This is a genomic window from Amycolatopsis albidoflavus, assembly GCF_039525725.1.
In the GTDB taxonomy this organism is placed as follows: Bacteria; Actinomycetota; Actinomycetes; order Mycobacteriales; family Pseudonocardiaceae; genus Amycolatopsis; species Amycolatopsis albidoflava.
In genome coordinates this window covers 599,674-622,111 of sequence record NZ_BAAAHV010000022.1, presented here as the reverse complement: position 1 = coordinate 622,111, position 22,438 = coordinate 599,674, and the positions used below count along the sequence as shown (strand labels likewise).

24 protein-coding genes are annotated in these 22,438 nt (G+C 69.7%); 18 read left to right on the top strand and 6 right to left on the bottom strand.

Translation table 11 applies throughout. The annotated features are described in order from the left end of the window. The first annotated feature begins 16 nt into the window (after positions 1 to 16). The 8 genes from ABD156_RS36015 to fahA all read left to right on the top strand — a co-directional run bounded on the left by ABD156_RS36015 (position 17) and on the right by fahA (position 8,267). Positions 17 to 850 carry an SDR family NAD(P)-dependent oxidoreductase gene (locus tag ABD156_RS36015; protein WP_344284596.1) on the top strand — a complete coding sequence of 278 codons (834 nt, stop codon included), beginning with the start codon at positions 17 to 19 and terminating at the stop codon, positions 848 to 850. Next, on the top strand, positions 843 to 1,637 hold the full coding sequence (locus tag ABD156_RS36010) for an SDR family NAD(P)-dependent oxidoreductase (RefSeq protein ID WP_344284593.1): 795 nt from the start codon (positions 843 to 845) through the stop codon (positions 1,635 to 1,637). Before ABD156_RS36015 ends, ABD156_RS36010 begins: the two co-directional genes overlap by 8 nt. Beyond that, positions 1,634 to 3,040: an FAD-dependent oxidoreductase gene (locus tag ABD156_RS36005; RefSeq protein ID WP_344284590.1), complete on the top strand. Its 1,407-nt coding sequence runs from the start codon at positions 1,634 to 1,636 to the stop codon at positions 3,038 to 3,040. The genes ABD156_RS36010 and ABD156_RS36005 overlap by 4 nt, the downstream gene beginning before the upstream one ends. A 36-nt stretch (positions 3,041 to 3,076) precedes the next feature. Then, complete coding sequence (locus ABD156_RS36000) at positions 3,077 to 4,411, top strand: MFS transporter (RefSeq protein ID WP_344284587.1); 1,335 nt, start codon at positions 3,077 to 3,079, stop codon at positions 4,409 to 4,411. 43 nt (positions 4,412 to 4,454) lie between these two features. Further along, complete coding sequence (locus tag ABD156_RS35995; protein WP_344284584.1) at positions 4,455 to 4,994, top strand: MarR family winged helix-turn-helix transcriptional regulator; 540 nt, start codon at positions 4,455 to 4,457, stop codon at positions 4,992 to 4,994. A gap of 83 nt (positions 4,995 to 5,077) precedes the next feature. Next, entirely contained in the window at positions 5,078 to 6,277 is a 1,200-nt protein-coding gene (locus ABD156_RS35990) for a homogentisate 1,2-dioxygenase (RefSeq protein WP_344284581.1), read from the top strand. After that, entirely contained in the window at positions 6,244 to 7,101 is an 858-nt protein-coding gene (locus ABD156_RS35985; protein WP_344285335.1) for a hypothetical protein, read from the top strand. Before ABD156_RS35990 ends, ABD156_RS35985 begins: the two co-directional genes overlap by 34 nt. Further along, on the top strand, positions 7,098 to 8,267 hold the full coding sequence (gene fahA / locus ABD156_RS35980) for a fumarylacetoacetase (protein WP_344284578.1): 1,170 nt from the start codon (positions 7,098 to 7,100) through the stop codon (positions 8,265 to 8,267). Before ABD156_RS35985 ends, fahA begins: the two co-directional genes overlap by 4 nt. Positions 8,268 to 8,513: 246 nt before the next feature. Here fahA and ABD156_RS35975 read toward each other — a convergent pair whose 3' ends face one another. Continuing rightward, a complete protein-coding gene (locus ABD156_RS35975) occupies positions 8,514 to 9,143 on the bottom strand; it encodes a CoA transferase subunit B (protein WP_344284575.1) in 630 nt (209 codons plus the stop codon). Beyond that, positions 9,140 to 9,850, bottom strand: a complete 711-nt coding sequence (locus ABD156_RS35970) for a CoA transferase subunit A (RefSeq protein WP_344284572.1) — start codon at positions 9,848 to 9,850, stop codon at positions 9,140 to 9,142. Before ABD156_RS35970 ends, ABD156_RS35975 begins: the two co-directional genes overlap by 4 nt. A gap of 157 nt (positions 9,851 to 10,007) precedes the next feature. Between ABD156_RS35970 and ABD156_RS35965 the strand changes: the two genes are divergently transcribed. Beyond that, entirely contained in the window at positions 10,008 to 10,772 is a 765-nt protein-coding gene (locus ABD156_RS35965; protein WP_344284569.1) for an IclR family transcriptional regulator, read from the top strand. 22 nt (positions 10,773 to 10,794) lie between these two features. On the opposite strand, the gene ABD156_RS35960 is transcribed toward ABD156_RS35965, so the two are convergent. Continuing rightward, positions 10,795 to 11,379, bottom strand: a complete 585-nt coding sequence (locus tag ABD156_RS35960; protein ID WP_344284566.1) for a CGNR zinc finger domain-containing protein — start codon at positions 11,377 to 11,379, stop codon at positions 10,795 to 10,797. 118 nt (positions 11,380 to 11,497) lie between these two features. Between ABD156_RS35960 and ABD156_RS35955 the strand changes: the two genes are divergently transcribed. Then, positions 11,498 to 12,619 carry an epoxide hydrolase family protein gene (locus ABD156_RS35955; protein ID WP_344284563.1) on the top strand — a complete coding sequence of 374 codons (1,122 nt, stop codon included), beginning with the start codon at positions 11,498 to 11,500 and terminating at the stop codon, positions 12,617 to 12,619. A 19-nt stretch (positions 12,620 to 12,638) separates the two neighbouring features. On the opposite strand, the gene ABD156_RS35950 is transcribed toward ABD156_RS35955, so the two are convergent. Beyond that, positions 12,639 to 13,010 (bottom strand): winged helix-turn-helix transcriptional regulator, encoded by a 372-nt coding sequence (locus ABD156_RS35950; protein WP_344284560.1) that lies wholly within the window; start codon positions 13,008 to 13,010, stop codon positions 12,639 to 12,641. Between the two features lie 142 nt (positions 13,011 to 13,152). Between ABD156_RS35950 and ABD156_RS35945 the strand changes: the two genes are divergently transcribed. From ABD156_RS35945 to ABD156_RS35930, 4 genes are read left to right on the top strand one after another with little or no spacing between them, the layout of a single operon-like run. Beyond that, positions 13,153 to 13,542 (top strand): hypothetical protein, encoded by a 390-nt coding sequence (locus ABD156_RS35945; protein ID WP_344284557.1) that lies wholly within the window; start codon positions 13,153 to 13,155, stop codon positions 13,540 to 13,542. Then, positions 13,539 to 13,712 (top strand): hypothetical protein, encoded by a 174-nt coding sequence (locus ABD156_RS35940; RefSeq protein WP_344284554.1) that lies wholly within the window; start codon positions 13,539 to 13,541, stop codon positions 13,710 to 13,712. Before ABD156_RS35945 ends, ABD156_RS35940 begins: the two co-directional genes overlap by 4 nt. A gap of 50 nt (positions 13,713 to 13,762) precedes the next feature. Beyond that, positions 13,763 to 14,443 (top strand): winged helix-turn-helix domain-containing protein, encoded by a 681-nt coding sequence (locus ABD156_RS35935; protein ID WP_344284551.1) that lies wholly within the window; start codon positions 13,763 to 13,765, stop codon positions 14,441 to 14,443. Beyond that, positions 14,440 to 15,792: a sensor histidine kinase gene (locus ABD156_RS35930; RefSeq protein WP_344284548.1), complete on the top strand. Its 1,353-nt coding sequence runs from the start codon at positions 14,440 to 14,442 to the stop codon at positions 15,790 to 15,792. Before ABD156_RS35935 ends, ABD156_RS35930 begins: the two co-directional genes overlap by 4 nt. Here the strand turns inward: ABD156_RS35930 and ABD156_RS35925 are convergent. Continuing rightward, the gene (locus ABD156_RS35925) at positions 15,789 to 17,015 is read right to left on the bottom strand and encodes an LCP family protein (RefSeq protein WP_344284545.1); all 1,227 of its coding nucleotides are present in this window, start codon (positions 17,013 to 17,015) and stop codon (positions 15,789 to 15,791) included. The genes ABD156_RS35930 and ABD156_RS35925 overlap by 4 nt on opposite strands. A gap of 158 nt (positions 17,016 to 17,173) precedes the next feature. Beyond that, positions 17,174 to 17,917 carry a decaprenylphospho-beta-D-erythro-pentofuranosid-2-ulose 2-reductase gene (dprE2, locus tag ABD156_RS35920; RefSeq protein ID WP_344284542.1) on the bottom strand — a complete coding sequence of 248 codons (744 nt, stop codon included), beginning with the start codon at positions 17,915 to 17,917 and terminating at the stop codon, positions 17,174 to 17,176. A 107-nt stretch (positions 17,918 to 18,024) separates the two neighbouring features. Between dprE2 and ABD156_RS35915 the strand changes: the two genes are divergently transcribed. From ABD156_RS35915 to ABD156_RS35900, 4 genes are all read left to right on the top strand, one after another. Continuing rightward, complete coding sequence (locus ABD156_RS35915; protein ID WP_344284539.1) at positions 18,025 to 18,510, top strand: MarR family winged helix-turn-helix transcriptional regulator; 486 nt, start codon at positions 18,025 to 18,027, stop codon at positions 18,508 to 18,510. 103 nt (positions 18,511 to 18,613) lie between these two features. Continuing rightward, entirely contained in the window at positions 18,614 to 20,071 is a 1,458-nt protein-coding gene (locus tag ABD156_RS35910) for an MFS transporter (protein WP_344284536.1), read from the top strand. Positions 20,072 to 20,159: 88 nt separating this feature from the next. Beyond that, complete coding sequence (locus ABD156_RS35905; RefSeq protein WP_344284532.1) at positions 20,160 to 20,768, top strand: TetR/AcrR family transcriptional regulator; 609 nt, start codon at positions 20,160 to 20,162, stop codon at positions 20,766 to 20,768. A 135-nt stretch (positions 20,769 to 20,903) separates the two neighbouring features. Next, positions 20,904 to 22,415 (top strand): MDR family MFS transporter, encoded by a 1,512-nt coding sequence (locus tag ABD156_RS35900; protein WP_486303419.1) that lies wholly within the window; start codon positions 20,904 to 20,906, stop codon positions 22,413 to 22,415. Positions 22,416 to 22,438 lie beyond the last annotated feature (23 nt).

Here is a 22,438-nt window from a genome sequence, read left to right as displayed (position 1 = left end):
CGAGGAGAAAACCCAGATGACCACTCTCGAGCCCACCGGCCCCGGCCGGGTGCTGCACCAGCCCGCGACCGCGCGGTATCCGGAGATGCCGGGCAAGGTCGCCGTGGTCACCGGCGCGGCCCGCGGCATGGGCGCGCGGTTCGCCGCCGGTCTCGCCACGCGCGGGGTGCACGTGGTGGGCGGCGATCTCGACGCCGCCGCGATGACCGCCACCGCCGACGAGCTGACCGAGGCGCTGGCCGCCGAGTCCATTGAGGACAAGCCGGGCCGGATCGTCGCGTCCTCTTTGGACGTCACCCGCGCCGAGGACCACGTCGCGCTCGCCCAGCGCGCGATCGACGAGTTCGGCCGCATCGACTTCTGGGTCAACAATGCCGGGATCTTCCCGTTCGCCGAGGTTCCGGACATCACCCCGGAGCAGATCCGCTCGACGCTTTCGGTGAACGTCGAGGGCGTGCTGTTCGGCGCGCAGGCCGCGGCCGCGCGGATGGAACCGGGCAGCGCGATCGTCAACATGGCGTCGGTGTCCGCGGTCCGCGTGCGCAAGGGCCGCGCGGCGTACTGCAGCTCGAAGGCGGCCGTCGCGCACCTCACCGAATCGCTCGCGGTGGAACTCGGCGACCAGGGCATCCGGGTCAATTCCATTGCCCCGGGCTACATCGACACCGAGATGACCCGCTGGATCCAGGACGACGCACCCGCGCTGGCGAAGGCGCTGGACGCGGTTCCGCTGCACCGGATCGGCTCGCCGGAAGAGGTGTGCAGCGTGCTGCTGTTCCTGCTTTCTGACAGCTCGCGCTACGTGACCGGGCACAGCCTCGCGGTCGACGGCGGCTCCCGGCATGTCTGACGCCACCGAAGCCGTGCGCTATCCGGACGTCGTGCTCGTGACGGGCGCGGCGAACGGGATGGGCGCTCAGCACGCCCGCGCGCTCGGCGAACGCGGCGTGCACGTCTGCGTCGCGGATTTCGCTGGTGCGGACGAAATCGCGGACGAGATCCGCGCGGCTGGCGGTGCGGCGACTCCGTACACAATGGACGTTGTCGAACCAGCACAGTGGACTCGCGTACTCGACCGGATCCGTTCCGAGCACGGTTCGCTCGGCGGGCTCGTGAACAACGCGGGGATCTCCCGGCGGCTGGAATTCCAGGACACCACCGCGGAAGTCTGGGACCGCGTGCTGGCGGTGAACCTGTCCGGGCCGTTCCACGGGATGCGCGCGGCGGCGCCGCTGATGCGCGATTCGGGCGGCGGTTCGATCGTGAACATCTCGTCGATCTCCGGCCAGATCGGCTACTTCTCCCCCGCCTACTCGGCGAGCAAATGGGGGTTGACCGGATTGTCGAAGTCCGCCGCGGGCAATTTCGCGAAGTGGCGGATCCGGGTCAACTCCGTCCATCCCGGACTGGTCGACACCGGGCTGCTGGCCGGCGCCGACGCGTTCGTCAAGTCCGCTGTGGACAGTGTGCCCGCCGGAAGGATGGCCGACCCCCAGGAAATCACCGACACGGTGCTGTTCCTGCTGTCGGACCGGTCCACCTACTTGACCGGGAGCGAGGTCACTGTGGACGGCGGTCTCGTCTCCAACGGTCTCTACCATCGCATTCTCGCCGAAACCGGAGGTGATCTCGGATGAGCGTCGACGCTGACGTGGTGGTGATCGGCGGTGGCGGCGCGGGGCTGGCCGCCGCCGTCTCCGCGGCCGAGCACGGTGCCTCGGTGATGCTGTTCGAGTCGGAGAAAGACCTCGGCGGCTCGACCCAACTGTCCGCGGGGATGCTCACCGCGGCGGGCACGAGCGTCCAGCGCGAACTGGGTATCGAGGACACGCCGGAGCGGTTCTTCCAGCACTACCTGGACCTCAATCAGTGGCAGCTGAAACCCGGTCTGCTCAAGACGTTTTGCCGTGAAGCCGGTCCGGCCGTCGAATGGCTGATCGGGCTCGGCGCGGAGATCCCGGCGAAGGTGTCGCACGACGCGCATACGCCGGGGCTGACCCGCGCGGGCGTCGAGGACGTCTGGCGCGGGCACGTGCCAAAGGACCAGGGTTACGGCCTCGTCCAGGTGCTTGACCGCGCGCGCCGCACGGCAGGGGCCGAAGCGGTGCTGAACACCCGGGTCGAACGGCTGCTCGTGGAGGATGGCCGGGTCGCCGGCGTGGTCGCCGACGGCATCGAGGTCCGCGCGAACTCGGTGATCGTGACCAGCGGCGGATTCGCCCAGGATCCCGCCCTGCGCTCGCGGTACTACGCGGACGCGGACGCGGCGGGCGAGGATCTGTTCGTCGTCGCCGCGCCCGGTTCCCGAGGCGACCATTTCGCGTTCGGCGAGCAGGTGTCCGCCTCGATCACCGGCGAGGGCTGGGGATTGCTGCTGCCGACCGCGTATTTCCAGCGCCTGCACCACTGGCAGTCGGGCTTCCCGCCGCGCTCGCGCGTGCTGGTGAACGCGCACGGCCGCCGGTTCATGGACGAGGACGCGTCGTACGCGGTGTCCAGCGGCATCATCTCCGCGCAAGACGGTCCAGTGTGGATGGTCTTCGACGACCGAGCGCGCCGCGATCTCCCGCCGGGCTACGCGCATTGGAACGCCGACCACGTACTGTCCGAAGCGGACGCCGGCCGCACCTTGCGCGCCGACACGCTGGAGGCCTTGGCGGGCAAGATGAACGTGCCCGCCGACGCTCTCCGGGCCACTGTGGACAGATGGAACGTCCAGCTCCCCACTGGCGAGGACCCGGAGTTCCTGCGGCACGAAACCCTGTCCGCCAAGGGCGCGACCGAACCGCCCGCGAAAATCGCCACCGGACCGTTCTTCGCCGCTCGCACGCTGCCCGCCGAACTGGTCTGCACGCACGCCGGGCTGGAGATCGACTCCAGCGCCGCCGTGCTCGACGTCCGCGGCGACCGGGTGCCCGGACTGTTCGCCGCGGGCGAGGCCGGCGCGGGCGTGCTCGGCTTCCGCTACGTCGGCGGCGGCAACGCGGTCGCCAACGCCGTCACCATGGGCCGCATCGCCGGTCGCTCCGCCGCCGCCTGACCCTTCAGAGTTACTGCTCACCGTCGAGGAGAACCCATGTCCGTCCCCGCCGCAGCCGCCACCACGGCGGACTCCCCGCTGGCCAGACGCACCGTCCGCAAGGTCGGCGTGCGCGTCATGCCGATCGTCCTGCTGCTCTACATCTTCAACTACATGGACCGGGCGAACATCGGCTACGCCCAGCTCGGCATGGCCAAAGAGCTCACCATCACGGCCGCGACCTTCGGCGTCGCGTCGGCGATCTTCTTCCTCGCCTACGTGGTGTTCGAGGTCCCCAGCAACATGATCATGAAGAAGGTCGGGGCCCGGCTGTGGCTCAGCCGGATCGCGGTCAGCTGGGGCATCGTGACCGTGCTGACCGGGTTCGTCGCGAGCGTGACGCACCTGATGATCGCGCGGATCCTGCTCGGCATCGCCGAAGCCGGCCTGTTCCCCGGGCTCCTGCTGTACTTGACCTTCTGGTTCCGCGGCAAGGAACGCGGCCGGGCCATCGCGACGCTCGCGCTCGCGCAGCCGATCGCGCTGATCCTCGGCAGCCTCTTCGGCGGCTGGATCCTCGACCACGTGCACTGGGCAGGCATGAGCAGCTGGCAGTGGGTGTTCATCCTGCAGGGCGCGCCCGCGGTGCTGATCGGTCTGCTGACCTTCTTCTACCTGCCGAACAAGCCCGCCGACGCGAAGTTCCTGACCGCCGAGGAACGCACCTGGCTGCAGGCCGAGATCGACCGCGAGTACGTGCCGGAGGAGAAGGAAACGTTCCTCGGCCAGCTGCGCGCGGTCCGTGACGGCAAGGTGATGCTGCTGGCGATCTCCAACCTCTTCATCGCCTGCGGCCTGTACGGGCTGACGTTCTTCCTGCCGCTGATCGTGAAGCAGCTCGACCCGAAGTACTCCTCGACCAACATCGGCCTGCTCGGCGCGATCCCGTACGTCGTCGGCGCGATCGGCATGCTGCTGCTCGCCCGCAACTCCGACCGCACCGGCGAGCGCAAGGGACACGTGATCGGCACCGTGCTGGTGGCGGCGATCGGGTTCTTCGGCGCGATCCAGTTCAAGACCGTGCCGACGTTGTCGCTGATCAGCCTGTCGCTGGCGGCGATCGGCGTGCTCGGCTACCTCGCGCCGTACTGGGCGATGGCCGCGCGGGTGCTGTCGAAGGAACACACGGCGGTCGGGCTGGCCGCGATCAACTCGATCGCCGCGCTCGGCGGGTTCTTCGGGCCGTATGCGATCGGGCTCGCGGCCACCGAGACCGACGTGACGGTGGGGCTGTACTTCCCGATCGGCTGCCTGATCGTCGCTGCGGTGATGCTGGCGTTCCTCAAGGTGCCGCGCGACGCGGGCGCTCGCCTGTCTCGCCCGGTAAAGTAGTTTCGAGTTTGATTATCCCGGCGGCGCGGGTAGCGTGCTGTCCATGCAGGACTCCGCCGCGCCGCCGGACCCGGACTCGCTCGACTTCTGGTCGTTCATCGCGCTGGCCAACCGCAGGCTCGCCGACGAGTTCGGGTTCCGCCACCAGCTGGCGACCGAGGTGCTGCTGACGCTGAACCGGGCGTCGAACCTGGTGACCTACGACCTCGAATCCGCCGTGCACCGGCCGCGCGGGCGGTCGTGGTCGGCGTTTCGCGTGCTGTTCGTCGTGTGGCTGGCCGGGCCGCTCGAACCGTCCGCCGCCGCCCGGCTCACCGGCATGAGCCGGGCGGCGGTGTCGAATCTGGCGAAAACCCTGGTCAGCGAAGGTTTGCTGACGCGGAAGCCGGGCGAGACCGACGGCCGTTCGGTGCGGCTCTCGCTCACCGAGGCCGGGCAGGCCGAGATGCTCGAGGTGTTCGAGGCGCAGAACGAACGCGAGGCCGGGTGGGTCGAGGTGCTCACCGAGGCCGAGCAGCGCGTGCTGGTGATGCTGCTGGACAAGCTCATCTCCGGCCGGGCCGGGTTCGCGACCCGCCGCTGACCCCTTTCGCCGGCTCAGCCAGTGGACTAGGCTGAACTGAAAGTAGTACATACTTTAATCACTTCGCGCCGAGGAGGCGACCCATGGCCTACTACCGCAGCGCGGGCAGCATCCCGCCTAAGCGGCACACGCAGCACCGCACGCCCGAAGGCGGGCTCTATTCCGAGGAGCTGATGGGCGAGGAGGGCTTCTCGTCGGACTCGTCGCTGCTGTATCACCGCGGCATCCCGTCCGCGATCGTCGACGCGACGCCGTGGGAGCTCCCGGACCAGACGCTCACCGAGAACCGGCCGCTCAAGCCGTTGCACCTCAAGCTGCACACGCTGTTCCCGGGCCAGGAATGGAAGAGCGCGGACGTCGTGAACAACCGGCGGCTCGTGCTCGGCAACGGCGACGTGCGCATCTCCTACGTCGCCGCCGGCGAGGCTTCTCCGTTGTACCGCAACGCGATCGGCGACGAGTGCGTGTACGTCGAGTCCGGTGAAGCGGTCGTCGAGACGGTGTTCGGCGCACTTCCCGCCCGCGCCGGCGATTACGTGATCCTCCCCCGCGCCACCACGCACCGCTGGGTGCCGAAGGGCACAGAACCGTTGCGCGCCTACGTGATCGAGGCGAACTCGCACATCGCGCCGCCGAAGCGCTACCTCTCGCGCTACGGCCAGTTGCTGGAGCACGCGCCGTACTGCGAGCGCGACCTGCACGGCCCGGCCGAGCCGCTGCTCGCGGAAGGCACCGACGTCGAGGTGCTGGTGAAGCACCGCGGCTCGCGCGGCGTCGTCGGCACGCGCTACGTGTACCCGACGCACCCGTTCGACGTCGTCGGGTGGGACGGCTGCCTCTACCCGTACACGTTCAACGTCTCCGACTTCGAGCCCATCACCGGCCGCGTGCACCAGCCGCCGCCCGTGCACCAGGTGTTCGAGGGCAACAACTTCGTCATCTGCAACTTCGTCCCGCGCAAGGTCGATTACCACCCGCTGTCGATCCCGGTGCCGTACTACCATTCCAATGTGGACTCCGACGAGGTGATGTTCTACTGCGGCGGAAACTACGAGGCGCGCAAGGGTTCCGGCATCGGCCAGGGCTCGATCAGCCTGCACCCCGGCGGGCACAGCCACGGCCCGCAGCCGGGCGCGGTGGAGCGCTCGATCGGCGCGGAGTTCTTCGACGAGCTGGCCGTCATGGTCGACACGTTCCGCCCGCTGGAAATCGGCGAGGGCGGCCACGCGAGCGACGACCCCGGCTACGCCTGGACCTGGGCAGGACGGGGACCGCAGTCGTGACCGACGCACTGACCCGCGGCCTGCTGGACGACGCGGCGGTCTTCCCGCCCGGCCTCGCACCGCTGCCGGATGCCGTCGCCGCGCACGACCGGCACACCTCCGCCGAGTACGCCGCGATGGTCGGCCCGCTGGTGGTCGCCGCTTCCGGTTTGGCTGAGCTGGCCGAAGTCGTCGCAGGCCGCTCGACGCCCCTGCCGCTGACCGTGACGCTGCCCGCCGGACCGGATGGGATCGCCGACGTGCTCAAGGCCGTCGACGGTCTGCCGGTGTCGGTCGAATCGCTGGAAATCGCGGTGCCGCAAGGAATGAGCGTCACCGAGTTCTTGTCCGCAGTGGACGGTTGCCCGGTTCCCGTCGCCGTGGAGATCCCGCGCGACGACCGCCGGGTTTCGTTGCTGCGGGCGCTTTCCGGCACCCCGCACAAGGCGAAGTTCCGCACCGGCGGCACGTCCGCCGAGTACTACCCGGACGAAGCCGAACTGGCCGCCGCGATCCGCGCGACCGCCGACGCGGGCGTCCCGTTCAAAGCGACGGCGGGCCTGCACCACGCGATCCGCAACACCGATCCGACGACCGGTTTCGAGCAACACGGGTTCCTCAACCTGCTTCTTGCCGCTGAGGCGGTCGATCGGGGTGCCGAGGACGAGGAAGTCGTTGCGCTGCTTGGCGAACGCGACGCCACCGCGGTCGCCGACCGCATCCGCGCACTGGCTCCCGAACGCCTGGCCGCGGCCCGCGCGCAGTTCACCTCGTTCGGCACCTGCAGCATCACCGACCCGCTCACCGAACTGACAGACCTAGGCCTGATCGGAGCCACCGCATGACCGTGCTCGACATCCCCGCCGGCTCCCCCTTCGGCGTCGAAAACCTGCCGTACGGCGTTTTCTCGGCAGGCGACGGCAGCCCCCGAGTGGGCGTGCGCGTGGGCGAGCACGTGCTGGACCTGTCGATCGCCCTGGGTGACGCAGTGTTCGCCGAGCCGACGCTGAACGCCTTCATGGCGCAGGGTTACGACCGCTGGGTCGAGGTCCGCACGCGTCTGCAGACGCTGGTGACCGGCGAGGTGCCCGCCGAAGCCGTGCACGCGATTGGCGATGTCACCCTGCACCTGCCGATCGACGTCGCCGATTACGTGGACTTCTACGCCTCGGAACACCACGCGTCGAACGTCGGCCGCCTGTTCCGTCCGGACGCGGAACCGTTGCTGCCCAACTGGAAGCACCTCCCGGTCGGCTACCACGGCCGTTCCGGCACGGTCTACGTGTCCGGCACCGACGTGGTCCGCCCGAGCGGCCAGCGCAAGGGCGAGGACGGTCCGGTCTTCGGCCCGAGCACCCGCCTGGACATCGAGGCGGAACTCGGCTTCGTCGTCGGCGCGGGCACTCCCGCCAACACCCCGATCACGCCGGACGACTTCCCCCGGCACGTGTTCGGCGCCGTCCTGCTGAACGACTGGTCGGCCCGCGACATCCAGGCCTGGGAGTACGTCCCGCTGGGCCCGAACCTGGGCAAGAGCTTCGCGACGTCGATCTCGCCGTGGGTGGTCCCGATCCTCGCGCTGGCCGAGGCCCGCGTCCCGCTGCCCGGCCAGACGTCGCCGGAACCCCTGCCCTACCTGCGGGAAACGAGCCCGTGGGGCCTGGACATCAACCTCACGGTGGAGTGGAACGGCCAGGAGGTCGCCCGCCCGCCGTACCGCGAGATGTACTGGTCGCCCGCCCAGATGCTGGCCCACCTGACCGTCAACGGCGCCTCCGCCCGCACCGGCGACCTCTACGGCTCCGGCACCATCTCCGGGTCGGAACCGGCCGAACGCGGCTCGTTCCTGGAACTCTCGTGGGGCGGCCGGGACCCCCTGACCGTCAACGGAGAACAACGCACCTTCCTCCAGGACGGCGACGAGGTCGCCATCACCGGCAGCGCCACCACCAGCACCGGCGCGACACTGGGCTTCGGCGAAGTCCGAGGCCGCATCCTCCCCGCGAAGTAACCAAAGTGCGTGAGGGGAACCCTGAGGGACTCAGAGTCCCTCAGGGTTCCCCTCACGCACTTCTCTGAAGCCGCACCGGTGCACCCAGGGCATCCAGACCCCACCCTGCATCCCGATACGAAGCCGCCCTGCGGAAGGCGGGGGTTTGTCAAGGCATCTTTCCCGCCTTGACAAACCCCCGCCTTCCGTCAGCACAATCGGGCTTCGGGATGCCCGCCACCGAGGCTCTGGAATACCCAACCGCAGCTACTCCGCGATCGGCGCCCCAGTCTTCTCCCGAACCTCCTCAAGAGAAACCCCAGGAGCCAACTCCACCAACTTCAACCCGTCCTCAGTAACATCAAGAACAGCCAAATTGGTGATAATCCGATTCACCACCCCAGCCCCAGTCAAGGGCAGAGTGCACTTCTCGACAATCTTAGGCGTCCCGTCCTTGGCAGTGTGATCAGTAATGATCACCACCCGACGAGCCCCGGCGACGAGATCCATCGCCCCACCCATCCCCTTGACCAAGGCACCGGGCACAGTCCAGTTGGCCAAATCCCCATTAGCCCCCACCTGCAACGCCCCGAGCAACGCCAGATCGATATGCCCGCCGCGAATCATCGAAAACGACTCAGCGGAATCGAACAAACTGGCCCCAGGCTGCAACGTCACAGTCTGCTTCCCGGCATTCACCAGATCCGGGTCTTCCTCGCCCTCCCAAGGAAACGGCCCCAGCCCAAGAATCCCGTTCTCGCTGTGCAACGTAACCTGCACACCGTCCGGAATATGATTCGCCACCTGGGTCGGAATCCCGATCCCCAGATTCACGTAATCGCCGTCGCGAAGCTCACGAGCCCCGATCGTGGCCATGTCGTCCCGGTTCCAGCTCACGCCGACGCCTCCTCACGCACGCGCACGGTCCGCTTCTCGATCTGCTTCTCCCGCGCAGTCGCCTGAATCAGCCGCTGCACGTAAATCCCCGGCGTGGTGATCCGCTCCGGATCCAGGTACTCGTCCGAAACCTGCTCGGCCTCGGCGATCGTCACCTTCCCGCACGTCGCGACGAGCGGGTTGAAGTTGCGCGAGGCGTACCGGTAGATCAGGTTCCCGGCCGGGTCCGCGACGTACGCGTGCACCAGCGAGAGGTCGGCGACGATCCCGCGCTCCTGCACGTAGGTGACCCCGTCGAACTCGGCGTGCGGCTTGCCCTCGGCGATCGGCGTGCCGACCCCGGACTTGGTGTAGAACGCCGGGATCCCCGCGCCGCCGGCCCGCATCCGCTCGGCGAGCGTTCCCTGCGGGGTGAACTCGACCTCGACGGTCCCGTCGAGATACTGCTGCGCGAACAGCTTGTTCTCGCCCACGTACGACGCCACGACCCGGCGCACCTGCCGGTTGTCGAGCAGAATGCCGAGCCCGGCCCCGTCGACTCCCATGTTGTTCGAGACGATCGTCAGATCGCGCACGCCCGAGTCCCGGACCGCCTCGATGAGGTCGTTCGGGTTCCCGGTGAGGCCGAAGCCCCCGACCGCGATCGTCAGCCCGTCCTCGAGCAGCCCGTCGAGGGCCTCCGCGGCGCTGCGGTACTTCGTCGGCACGGCATCCTCTCCACTTCGTTCGGTGAGTGGTCAGTCCCCGCATACAACCCAGCGCAGGCGAAACGGGTCAACCGACACGCCGGGATCCCCGGCAAACCTCTCGCGCACCGAACACCCGCGCCCGATGCGTCCACTGAGCGGACGTACCCTCTTCTCCGTGCCCACCTCGCCTCCTGACCACGTAGTCGGACGGGTGTCCGCGGTCCTGCGCGCATTGTCCACCTATCGCGACGGAGCGTCGACCTCGCAGCTGGCGCGCCAGTGCGGCCTGGCCCGGCCGACGGTGCACCGGCTGCTCGCGTCGCTGGCCGCCGAGGGCTACGTCGACCGGGACCGGCAAAGCGGCCGCTGGTACCTGGGCCCGGAGCTGTACCTGCTGGGCGAGGCCGCCGCCCCGCGCTACGACGTGACGCAGCAGGCGCGCGCGAGCGTCCACCGGCTGGCCGCGGCCACCGGGGAAAGCGCGTTCTTCTCCGCCCGCCGCGGCAACGAGACGGTCTGCCTGCTGCGCGAGGACGGCGACTTCCCGATCCGGTCGTTCGTGCTGTACGAGGGCGCCCGCTTCCCGCTCGGCGTGGTGTCGGCGGGGCTGGTGGTGCTGGCGATGCTGCCGGACCGGGAGGTCGAGGAGTATCTGTCCACTGTGGACCTCACCGGCGAATGGGGTCCGGCGCACCGGGCGGAGGACGTGCGGGCCCGGGTCGCGCGGACGCGGGAGGACGGGTATTCGACCAATCCCGGGCTGGTGGTCGAAGGAAGCTGGGGGATGGCGGCGGCGGTGTTCACGCCGGCCGGGGAACCCGCGTGGGCGTTGACGTTGACCGGGGTGGAGTCGCGGTTCCGGGAGGAGCGGCGGGCGGAGTTGGGGGCGTTGCTGCTCAAGGAGGCACATACGTTGACGAACGCGCTCCGGCAGCCCTGACCCTCTGCGACGGTCGCGGGGCTCAATCCGGGCTTCGCCGGCTCCGGTAGGCCGCGACGCTGGCCCGGTGCGCGCAGTTTCGGGTGCAGTACTGCTTCGAGCCGTTGCGCGACAGGTCAACGAACGTGGCCCGGCAGTTCAGCCCGGCACACACGCCGAGACGGGCCGGACCGAGGGCGGCGACCACGGAGGCCAGTGCGCTGAGCGTGGCCGCGGCCAGGTGCGCCGAGCAGCGATCGGTGTCGGAGGTTACCTCGGTCCACCAGCGGTCGTCCTCGTGACGCAGTGCCGGGGTGGCTCGGCTGCGACGGAGACCGTCGTTGATCAGGGCCGCGGCTTCGACCGGGGCGGTGGCCGCTCGTTCCAGCACGGCACGCACCGTCTCGCGCAACGCGCGGACTTCCGCCAGGTCGTCGCGGGTGAGCCGGCGAGGACCGGCCCCTTGGTTCGCGGCCGTCCTCGGCGGCCCTGCCTCGGGATGGTCGTCGAGGAAGGCCCGCAGCTGCTCCACGGTCTCGAGCGCGTCCTCTCCCTTGATCGGCCTCAAGGTGTTGGCCAGATCGACGGCCGTCTCGACCGCTGCTGGACTGTGATACGCATCCGGCATTTGACGTGTCTCCTCACTGGCCCGTAGCGTTACACGCAAATCCGCTTTCGCATGTCACAACATACCTGGCAGGAACGCTCCCGTGCGGAAGGGGCCTTGACCAGTAAGGAGCCTTGCGATGTCCGCCGAGCCATTCGAGGTCAGCATCACCGAAGCCGAGATCGCGGATCTGCGCGAACGCTTGCGCCGGACCCGGTGGCCCGAGCCCGAGCCGGTGGACGACTGGTCGCAGGGGTTGCCGCTGGCGTACGCACGGGAGCTGTGCCGCAGCTGGGCGGAGGACTACGACTTCGGGTTCGCCGAGCGGCTGAACGCCTTCCCGCAGTACCGCGACACGATCGACGGGCTCGGCATTCACTTCCTGCACGTCCGCTCGCCCGAGCCGGACGCGTTCCCGCTCGTGCTCACGCACGGATGGCCGGGTTCGGTGCTGGAGTTCCTGGAGGTCCTCGGCCCGCTGACCGATCCGCGCGCGCACGGCGGGGATCCGGCGGACGCGTTCCACGTGGTCGCGCCGTCGTTGCCCGGCTACGGCTGGAGCGACAAGCCGTCGACGACCGGGTGGGGCGTCACGCGCATCGCGCGCGCCTGGGACACGTTGATGGTTTCGCTGGGCTACCACCGGTACGGCGCGCAGGGCGGTGACTGGGGTTCGGCGGTCTCGGGCGCGCTGGGCGAGGTGGCGCCCGAGCGGGTCGCCGGTGTCCATCTGAATCTGGGTTCCGTGGCGGCGGGCACGTTCGCCGACCCGACGCCCGCGGAGCTGGCGAACCTCGAGGCCGAGAAGGAAATGCAGCGCACCGGCCGGGGGTACTCGGCGCTCCAGGCGACCCGGCCGCAGACCCTCGGCTACGCCCTCACCGACTCCCCGGCGGGCCAGGCCGCCTGGATCGCCGAGAAGTTCTGGGCTTGGACGGACAACAACGGCCGCCCCGAGGACGCGTTGTCGCGGCAGCAGATCCTCGACGAGATCTCGGTCTATTGGTTCACCGCGTCGGCGACCTCGTCGGCGCGCCTGTACTGGGAGAGCTTCGCCGGCTTCCGGGACAAGGTGACCGCGCCGTCCGGGCTGTCGGTCTACCCGCGCGACATCACCCGCCCGTCGCGGCGGGAGGCCGAACTGCGGTTCACCGACCTGCGCTGGTTCGAGGAACTGCCGCGTGGCGGGCACTTCGCCGCACTGGAGCAGCCGGAGTCGCTGGTCGAGCAGGTGCGCGGGTTCTTCCGTCTTTTCCGGTGAGGATCCGGAAGCGCCCCGCTCAAGAAGCGGTAGCGGCGTTCTCCGCGTCGTAAGCCGCGCGGGCGGCGGTCACCTGGTCCATGTTCCGGCGGGCCCAGCGGTCCAGCAGTTCCAGCGGTTCGGCGAGGTTGCGGCCCAGCTGGGTCAGCTCGTACTCGACCTTCGGCGGGATCACCGGGTACGCCGTGCGGATCAGGATGCCGTCGCGGACCAGGCTGCGCAGGGTCTGCGTCAGGACCTTCTGCGAGATTCCCTCGACGCGCTTGCCGATTTCGGTGAACCGCAGCGGGCCGTCCACCAGGGCGCCGACGATCAGCACCGTCCACTGGTCGCCGATCCGGTCGAGCAGCTGGCGCGTCGGGCAGTCGCGGTCGTACGGATTTCCCAGCACGGCGGCCTCCTCACTCTCCGCAAGAGAGTAACACTCCCCCGGGTCAGCAGGGTTTACCGAACCCGAACATTCGTCCCACACCCCTCGTACACCCGCGCGCGACGGTGGTCACCGGGAACACCGACACGGGAGGACGAGAACGATGCGAGGAACGAGGCGGATGGCACTGGCGGGCTGCGGGATCGCGGCCGGACTGTTCGTGGCCGCGCCGATCGCCAGCGCGGACACGCAGGCTCCGGCTCCGGTCACGCTGAGCCCGCAAGAAGTGCAGCAGATGTGCACGGCCTGGGTGCCGAAACTGCGCAAGCAGGCGCAGAACCTGACCAACCGGATCAACGGCGGACCCGAGGTCTCGGGGTCGGTCGCGAACCTCAAGGCGCGCGCGAACGACGCCCGCACCAAGGGGCACACCGCGCAGGCCGACCGGCTGCAGAAGCGCGCGGACAAGCGGCAGAGCCGGATCGGCGAGCTGACCAACGCGACGAAGCAGCTTGACGCCTTCGCCGCCGCGCATTGCCAGGCGCCCAAGTGAAGCGGCTGATCGCGGTCGCCGCCGCGGCTGTCGTCGTCGGGCTCGGCTGCGCGGCGTGCGACAACGGTTCGCCGCCGTCGCCGGGGGCGGCGCCGAACGGCGACCTGAGCGGCATCCAGTCCACGCTGGACTCGATCCAGTCCGACATGGCGGGCGACGGGTCGCGGTGACGCGCGTACCGTTTCCCCCGACGTAGCCTGCCGGAGAAACGGGAGCCCGCATGGGGTCAGCTGGCCGCGGTCTCGTCCTCGTCGTGGAGGACGAGACCGCGATCGCCGAGCTCGCCGCGCTTTACCTGCGGCGCGACGGGTTCGGGGTGGAGGTCGAGCCGGACGGCGCGAAGGCGCTCGCGGCGATCCGCCGGTTGCGGCCGGTCGCGGTGGTGCTCGACATCGGACTGTCCGGAATGGACGGTATCGAGATCTGCCGGGCTTTGCGCGCGGCGGGCGACTGGACACCGGTGCTGTTCGTGACGGCCCGCGACGACGAGCTGGATCGCTTGCTGGGCCTCGAAATCGGCGCGGACGACTATCTCACCAAACCGTTCAGCCCTCGCGAACTCGCCGCCCGCGTACGGACTGTGCTGCGCCGAGCGTCCGGCAGTCCATCCACGACACTCGCCTGCGGCGGCGTGCGCATTGACGTGCCGGGCCGTCGTGCTTGGGCGGGCGAAGCCGAGATCACGCTCACCTCCACCGAATTCGATCTGCTCGCCTACCTGCTGCGCCATCCCGGCCAAGTCCTGTCGCGCGACCAGCTGCTCAGCGCGGTCTGGGGTTACGCCGCCGCGGCCGGGACCCGCACCGTCGACGTGCATGTCGCGCAGCTGCGGGCGAAACTCGGCGACGACAGTCCAATCCGGACAGTTCGCGGCATCGGGTACGCGGCGGACGCCGGATGAAGACCACGCTCGCGCTCCGGATCACCGTGGTGTGCCTGGCCGTCGCCGGGATCGCGGTGCTGGTGGCCGGGCTCGTCGCGTCCAGATTGGTGCGCAACACCGCGGATTCGGTGCTGCAGCAGTCGTTGCGGGATCAGGCGGACGTCGTCGCCGGGCAGCTCGACGACGCCGGGATCGGCAACCGGCTCGCGATCGGCAAGGCGGCCGCGGTCGTGCGGGGGCAAGGCATCGAGGTCGTCGTGCACCGGGACAACGGCCAGAATTCCGGACAGGCGACCGCGGTGCGCGCGGCGGAACGGGCCGGGCTCACGTCCGGAAAGGACCATTCGGCGCGGGTCGCGATCGGCAATGTCGATTACCTCGTGGAAGTGCGCCCGGTCGGCCCGCAGGCCGCGTTCGCGCTCGTGCAGCCGGTGCGCAGCGCCGAGGCGACCCAGCACGCGTTGCTGCGCAACATCCTTCTGGCCTTGGGCATCGGGCTTGTGGTCGCCGCCGTCGCCGGATACGTCTCCGGACGATTGCTCGGCCGCCCGCTCCGCCGTGCCGCGGCCGCCGCGGGCAGCCTCAGCGCGGGCCGCCGCGACGTCCGGGTGCCGGTCGAAGGGCCCGCCGAAGTCGCGCAAGTCGCGGGCTCGCTGAACGAACTCGCCGACGCGCTGGCCCGCAGCGAAGCCCGCCAACGGGAATTCCTGCTGTCGGTGTCGCACGAACTTCGCACCCCGCTGACCGCCGTGACCGGTTTCGCCGAGGCGATCGCCGACGGAGTCGCCGAGGGCCCGGACGCCCGCCGCGCCGGCGAGACGATTCACCGCGAGGCCCAACGACTGGAGCGCTTGGTGTCCGATCTGCTGGAACTCGCCCGCCTCGGGGCTGACGAATTCAAGCTCGACCTTGATGTTTTCGACTTCGCCGCGCTGGTTCGAGACTGCGCGGAGGTGTGGCAGTTGCGCTGCGCCCGCTCCGACGTCTCGCTGACTGTGCAGTCTCCGCCGGAAGCCGCCATGGTCACCGCCGACGCCCGGCGGCTGCACCAGGTCGTGGACGGTCTGGCGGAGAACGCTTTACGCGTCACGCCCGCAGGCGCGCCGATGGTGTTCGCGCTGACGGTCGCGGACGGCCACGCACACCTGTCGGTCCGAGACGGCGGCCCGGGGCTCGCGCCAGAGGACTACCCGGTGGCTTTTGAACGCGGCGTCCTCAATGCCCGGTACCGCGACAGCCGCCCGGTCGGATCCGGCATTGGCTTGGCGCTGGCGCACGGGCTGGTGACGCGGATGGGCGGGACCCTGACGGCCGGCCCGGCTCCCGAGGGCGGAGCCGCGTTCACGATCGCGCTGCCGCTGGCCTAGTTCACGCATCCGCTGGCGGTCGTCATCTTCGGCTGCGCCGGAGTGCCCGCCGGAGGAGTCGGCGTGGCGGTCTCCGCGATCGGCCGCACCGCGCCGCCGCTCGACGACGGGTGGACCGCGCCCGGATCAGCCGTTCCGCCGGACGCCGAGACGTCCGGCGAGCTGATCTGCGTCTGCACGAATTGCTTCACCTGCGCCGGATCCACCTTCACCGCGTCGCCGTCGGCCGGGGTGGCCAGCGACAGGCTCTGCACCGGGATCGTGCCGAACGCGATCGCGCCCGAGGAGAGGCCGTGCAGTTGCTCGGCGAAGCTCAACAGGTTCCAGCCGTGGTCAAGGGTGACCGAACCTTCCAGAGCGTCCACAAGGGACGAAAGCCGCGAGGGATCGGTAAAGGTGCCGGAGCCGAGGACAGTTTTCGCCATCGCCGACATGAACGCCTGCTGCCGCGCGATCCGGTCCAGGTCGCCGTTCGGGAGGCCGTGCCGCTGCCGCACGAAGGCGAGCGCCTGGGTACCGGAGATCGTCTGCACACCGGCGGGGAAATTCGCTCCGGAGAAGGAATCGTTCACTGGCGCCTTCAGGCATACCTGCACTCCGCCGACCGCCTGGCTCAACGCGGCGAAGCCCGAGAGATTGACCGCGGCGTAGTGATTGATAGTGAGCCCGGTGAGCTGCTGCACGGCGGCGATGGCCGACTTCGCACCGGCGGCGTCGGCGGCCACCTCCAGCTGCGGCCCGCTCATCCCTTGCTGGGCGAGCTTTCCCCGTTGATCGGCGCGGGCCCGGCTGTAGGCCGAATTGATCTTGTGCTTGCCGTAACCCGGAATGTCCACATAGGAATCACGCGGGATCGAAATCGCGGTCGCCGCCGCCCCGCCGACCGGGACGTGCACGACGATCATCGTGTCCGTGGTGTTGCCGCCCTGGTCGCTCCCGCCCGCGTGCAGCGCGTCGAGCACGTTCTGCGGCAGCGGCGTCCCGTCCGGTTTGGTGCGGGAATCGAGACCTACCAACAAAATGTTCTGCGCGACGGTGAGCGGTTCCCCGGCCGGAGTGTCCGGAACCTGCGCCGAAGGCGGGATGACGTCGGCGGTGACGAGGCTGGTGTCGAGCCGGTGCAATTGCGACCACGCGAATCCGGTGGCGCCCAGCACGAGGGTGGACACCACCCCCAGCACCGCACGGCCGCCGATCCGGCGGCCCCGGGACGTGATCAGCACGGCCGGTTCCTCGCTTCCCCGGGGACGGATTTCGACCCCCGCCTTCGAGGATCACCGCGTTAGCTGGGAATAGCCTGAGAAACCTGTCGCGAAGATGTGATGCTGCCCGTTCGGCCGAGTACGCCGCGACAGCCGGTATCCCTTCGGGCACAGGGAGTTCAGCGCGGCATCCGCCGCCACACCGCGCGCGGCACGAACCGCATCGCCGCGAACACCAAGCGCAACATCCCCGGCACCCACACCACTTCACGACGCCGGCGCAAGGCGGAAACTGTCGCGTCGGCAACCTGATCGGCGGTACTGGAGAACGGCGCGGGCGACATTCCTTCGGTCATCCGGCCGATCACGAAGCCCGGCCGCACGAGCAGCAGGTGCACGCCGGTGCCGTGCAGCGCGTCGGACAGTCCCGAAGCGAACCCGTCGAGCCCGGCTTTCGCCGAGCCGTACACGTAATTCGCCCGTCGCACGCGAATCCCGGCGACCGACGAGAAGACGACCAGATTTCCAGAACCTTGAGCGCGCAACAGTTCCGCCGTGTGAGTGAGCACGGACACCTGGGCGACGTAATCGGTGTGCACGATCGCGGTGGCATGCGCCGCGTCGGTCTCCGCGCGGGCTTGGTCGCCGAGGATGCCGAACGCCAGCACGACCGTCTCGAGCGAGCCGTGTTCCTTGATGACCCGATCGAGCAACGGGCGGTGTGCGGAGAGATCGTCGGCGTCGAAGTCCTCAGTCGTGACGGTCTCCGCGCCTGCCTCGTGCAGTTCGGCGGTCTGCGCTGAGAGGTCCGCACCCGGCCTCGCGGCGAGCACGAACCGCTTCGCACCCCCACGCGCCAGCCGGACGGCCACCGCCGTCCCGATTTCGCTGCGTCCGCCTAGCACCAGCACCGTTCCGCTCACGTTCGGTGAGTCTGCCAGCCGTGCCGTCGCTGTCGCGGCCGACCCGGTGCCGCTCGTCACATCATTTCGCTAACTTGGTTAGTTACTTATCTAGTAGTCTTCTTTCCATGACCTCCTCACCCCGCGGCTCGCGGCGAACCGAATCCCCCGGCGTGGGCAACGCGGTGATGGAGCGCCTGCAAGAGGTGGGGACCTTGACGCGGGTGATCGAACAACGCCTGAGCGGAGCCTTGGGGATCAACGCCACGGACCTGGCGGCGCTGGAGCACCTCGCCACCGACGGCCCGCTGACGGCGAAGGACCTCGCGGACCGGCTGCGGGTCTCGACCGCGGCGAGCACGCACATCGTGGACCGGCTCGAGAAGGCCGGGCACGTCGTCCGCCGCCCGCACGCCACCGATCGCCGCAAGGTGCTGGTCGAGCCGGTCGCGGAGTCGACGGAGCGGCTCTTCGGCCACCTGCGCCCGCTGTTGCACGGCGTGGAGGGCCTGGTCGAGGGGCTGAAACCCGGCGACCGGGACGTCGTCAACGCGTTCCTGGCCGGTGTCGTGCGGATCTACACCGACACCGCGGATTCCTTCCCCCAGGGCTGACCGCCGCCTGCCCCCACCGGGCGCATTCGTTCCGCGCGAATGCCCGCCCGGTGTACGAACGCGCCCGGAAAACGAGCGCCAGCACCAGAATTCGGAGAAAACCTTGTCCGTACCCGAGAAGAAGGCCGCGCCGCGAGCGATGGGGTGGCTGCTGGCCGCCGTGCTCGTGGTCGAGCTGATGGACTTGCTCGACTCGACGATCGTCAACGTGGCGGGGCCGTCGCTGGAGCGGTCGCTGGGGACGAGCCCGGTCGGACTGCAGTGGGTCATCGGCGGCTACGCGCTGACGCTCGGCGCGGGCCTCGTGCTGGGCGGACGGCTCGGCGACCGCTACGGACGCCGTCCGGTGTTCCTGGCCGGACTCGCCGCCTTCGCTCTCGCGTCGCTGCTGTGCGCGGCCGCGCCGGACATCGGCCTGCTGATCGCTTTCCGGCTGGTCCAGGGCGTGGCCGGGGCGATGATGCTGCCCCAGGGCCTCGGCATTCTGCGCGATAACCTCGCTCCCCGGCAGCTCACGAAAGCGCTTGCCGTGTTCGGTCCGGTGCTCGGTCTCGGCGGCGTTCTCGGCCCGGTGCTGGGCGGCGCGCTGGTCGACTGGGACCTGTTCGGCCTCGGCTGGCGGCTGGTGTTCCTGGTCAACGTCCCGGTCGGCCTTGCCGCCTGGGCGTTGGCCTGGCGGCTGGTGCCCCGCGGCGAGGGAACCCGGACGGTGCGCGTGGACGTCGTGGGAGCCGTGCTCGTCGCCGCGGCCTCGGCCTTGCTGGTCCTCCCGCTCAACGAAGGGCAGTCCTCGGGGTGGCCGCTGTGGACGTGGCTGTCGCTGTCCGCCGCGGCGCTCGGTTACGCGGGATTCGCGCTGTGGCAACGCCGCACCGTGCGCCGGGGCCGGGCACCATTGGTCACCCCGAGCCTGTTCGGCAAGTCCGCGTTCACCGTCGGGCTGGTCGCGGTCGCGCTGTTCTTCGGCGGGCTGATCGGCACCCAGCTGGTGCTGACGTTCTTCCTGCAGCTCGGCCACGGCTTCACCGCCGGACAGGCCGGGCTGGGCAACCTCCCGGTCGCACTGGGCACCGCCGTCGGCGGCACCATCAGCGGCGGGTTGCTCGCCGCCAGGCTCGGCCGCCGGGTGCTGCAGGCCGGAGCCGTCGTCCAGCTCGCCGGGATCGCCTGGCTGTGGCTGTCCCTCGACGACACCGCCGGTTTCACGATCTGGCAGATCGTGCCGGGCAGCGCCGTCGCCGGCATCGGCGCGGGCATCGTGATCGCCGCGGTGTTCAACACCGTGCTCGGCGCCGTCGACGACGACGAGGTCGGCTCCGCTTCCGGCGTCCTGTCCGCGGTCCAGTCGATCGGCGGATCGGTCGGCGTCGCGGTGTTCAGCACGGTGTTCTTCGCCGGCGCACTGACCGGCCAGGTCACCGAAAGCTTCCGCGACGCCCTCGTGGTCCAGGCGATCGTCATCGCGCTGTTCCTGCTCATCTCCCCGCTGTTCCCCCGTCGCGCCCGCCCCGACGACATCGACGCCACGGCCCCGGAACCGGCCTCCCGCACCGCTTCGTAAAGCGGGCTTCCCCGACGCCACATGGAGCGTGCCCTGGTTCACAAACTGCAACTTTGCAGACTCTGCAAGATCTCGCTACGCTGATCCAGTGCCCCCTCCCGGCCTTCGCGAGCGCAAGAAGCTCGAAACCCACCGCACCATCGCGCTCGCGGCGCTTCGGCTGATCGACGAGCGTGGTCTGGACCAGGTCACTGTCGACGACATCGCCGCGGAGGCGGGCGTCTCCGCGCGCACGTTCTTCAACTACTTCGCGGTCAAAGAAGACGCCGTGCTGCTCGCGTACGCCGACCACGCGGAGCGGGCCGAGCAGACGATCGCCCGGTTCGTCGCGCAGCCGGACGGGATCGACGCCTTTCCGGCGTTCATCGCGACCGTCCGGGAGGACCTCGCCGACATCGAGCGGGACCGTGACGAATGGCTGACCCGGTTGCGCATCATCCACGGCGATCCGTCGCTGCTGATCCGCGCGACCGTGCTCAACTCCGGCTCGCGCGATCCGATGGTCGCCGCCATCGCGCAGCGCAGCGGCACCGACGCGGAGAACGACCTGTTCCCCTCGCTGCTGCTCGCGGTGGCGGGCGGAGTGCTCAACACCTCGCTCAGCCGCTGGGCCGCCCGGAACGGGGCCCAGCCGCTGCTCGAAATCTTCGACGAGGCCGCCGCCGCCGCTGCCGCCGGCCTGCCCGACCCTCGCTGAGCCGTACCACCTAGATCCTCGATCACGGGGCCGCCGCCGTTGCCGGACCCCCGCGCTGCTCGACTCCCCCTCCACCTGAGTCCGGAAAGGACTGTCATGTCCCTGTCCACCGCGGAATCGCCCGCGCCCGCGGCGATGAGCCACCGGCAAGTGCTGCAGGCGATGTCCGGCCTGATGATGGGCATTTTCGTCGCCATCCTCGCGTCCACCGTGGTCGCGAACGCCCTGCCGCGGATCGTGTCCGAACTGGGCGGCAGCCAGTCGTCCTACACCTGGGTCGTCACCACCGAACTGCTCGCGATGACCGCGACCGTCCCGCTCTGGGGCAAGCTTTCCGACCTGTACAACAAGAAACTGCTGATCCAGCTCTCGCTCGGGCTGTTCGTGGTCGGCTCGCTGGTGGCCGGGTTCGCGCAGAACATCGACGTCCTGATCCTCAGCCGGATCGCCCAAGGCATCGGCGGCGGCGGGCTCACCGCGCTCGCCCAGGTGATCATGGCGGCCATCGTTTCGCCGCGCGAGCTGGGCAAGTTCTCCGGCGTCTTCGGCGCGGTCTTCGCCGTCGGCACGGTCGCGGGCCCGCTGATCGGCGGCGTGCTCGTGGACACCTCGTGGCTCGGCTGGCGCTGGTGCTTCTTCCTCGGCGTGCCGTTCGCGCTCGCCGCGATCCTGTTGCTGCAGCGCACTTTGGACCTGCCGACGCTGCGCCGGGAAGTGCACGTCGACTACCTCGGCGCGTTCCTGATCATGCTCGGCGTCTCGACGTTGCTGGTGTGGTCGTCGCTGGCCGGCTCGACTTTCGAGTGGGGTTCCTGGCAGACCGCGGTGCTCGTGCCCGCCGGCGTGCTCGTGCTGGTGCTCGCGGTGTGGGTGGAGTCGAAGGTGCGCGAGCCGGTCGTGCCGCTGAGGCTGTTCCGCAACCGCACGGTCACGCTCGCCACCGTCGCGAGCTTCCTGGTCGGCGTCGCGATGTTCGGCGGCACCGTGTTCCTGTCCCAGTATTTCCAGCTGGCGCTCGGCAAATCGCCGACGGTGGCCGGGCTGATGAGCCTGCCGATGATTTTCGGGCTGCTCGTGTCGTCCACTGTGTCCGGCCAGCTGATCAGCCGCACCGGCAAGTGGAAGCCGTTCCTGCTGCTCGGCGCGGCGCTGATGGCGGCGGGGCTCGGCCTGCTCGGGCTGATCGACGCGCACACGTCGCTGCTGGAGCTGAGCCTGTTCATGCTGGTGCTCGGCGTCGGCGTGGGCATGCTCAACCAGAACCTGGTGCTGGTGACGCAGAACGACGTGCCCGCCGCCGATCTGGGCGCGGCGACCTCGACGCTGTCGTTCTTCCGCAGCCTCGGCGGGTCGATCGGCGTGAGCGCGCTCGGTGCGGTGCTGGCCAGCCGGGTCGGCACGCTCGTCGCCGACGGCCTCGGCCCGGCCGCGTCCGCCGGCGGCGGCGGGAAGGTGCCCGACCTGGCGCAGCTGCCCGCTCCGGTCGTGGCGGTGATCCGGGACGCGTACGGCATCGCGACGAGCGATCTGTTCCTGATCAGCGCGCCGATCGCGCTGCTCGTGGTGGTGGCGGTCGCGTTCCTGAAGCACTTGCCGCTCAAGACGAAGAGCGGCCTGGAACGGCTGGCGGACGAGGCAGCCTCGTGAGTGGCTCTGCCGGTTAGAACCGG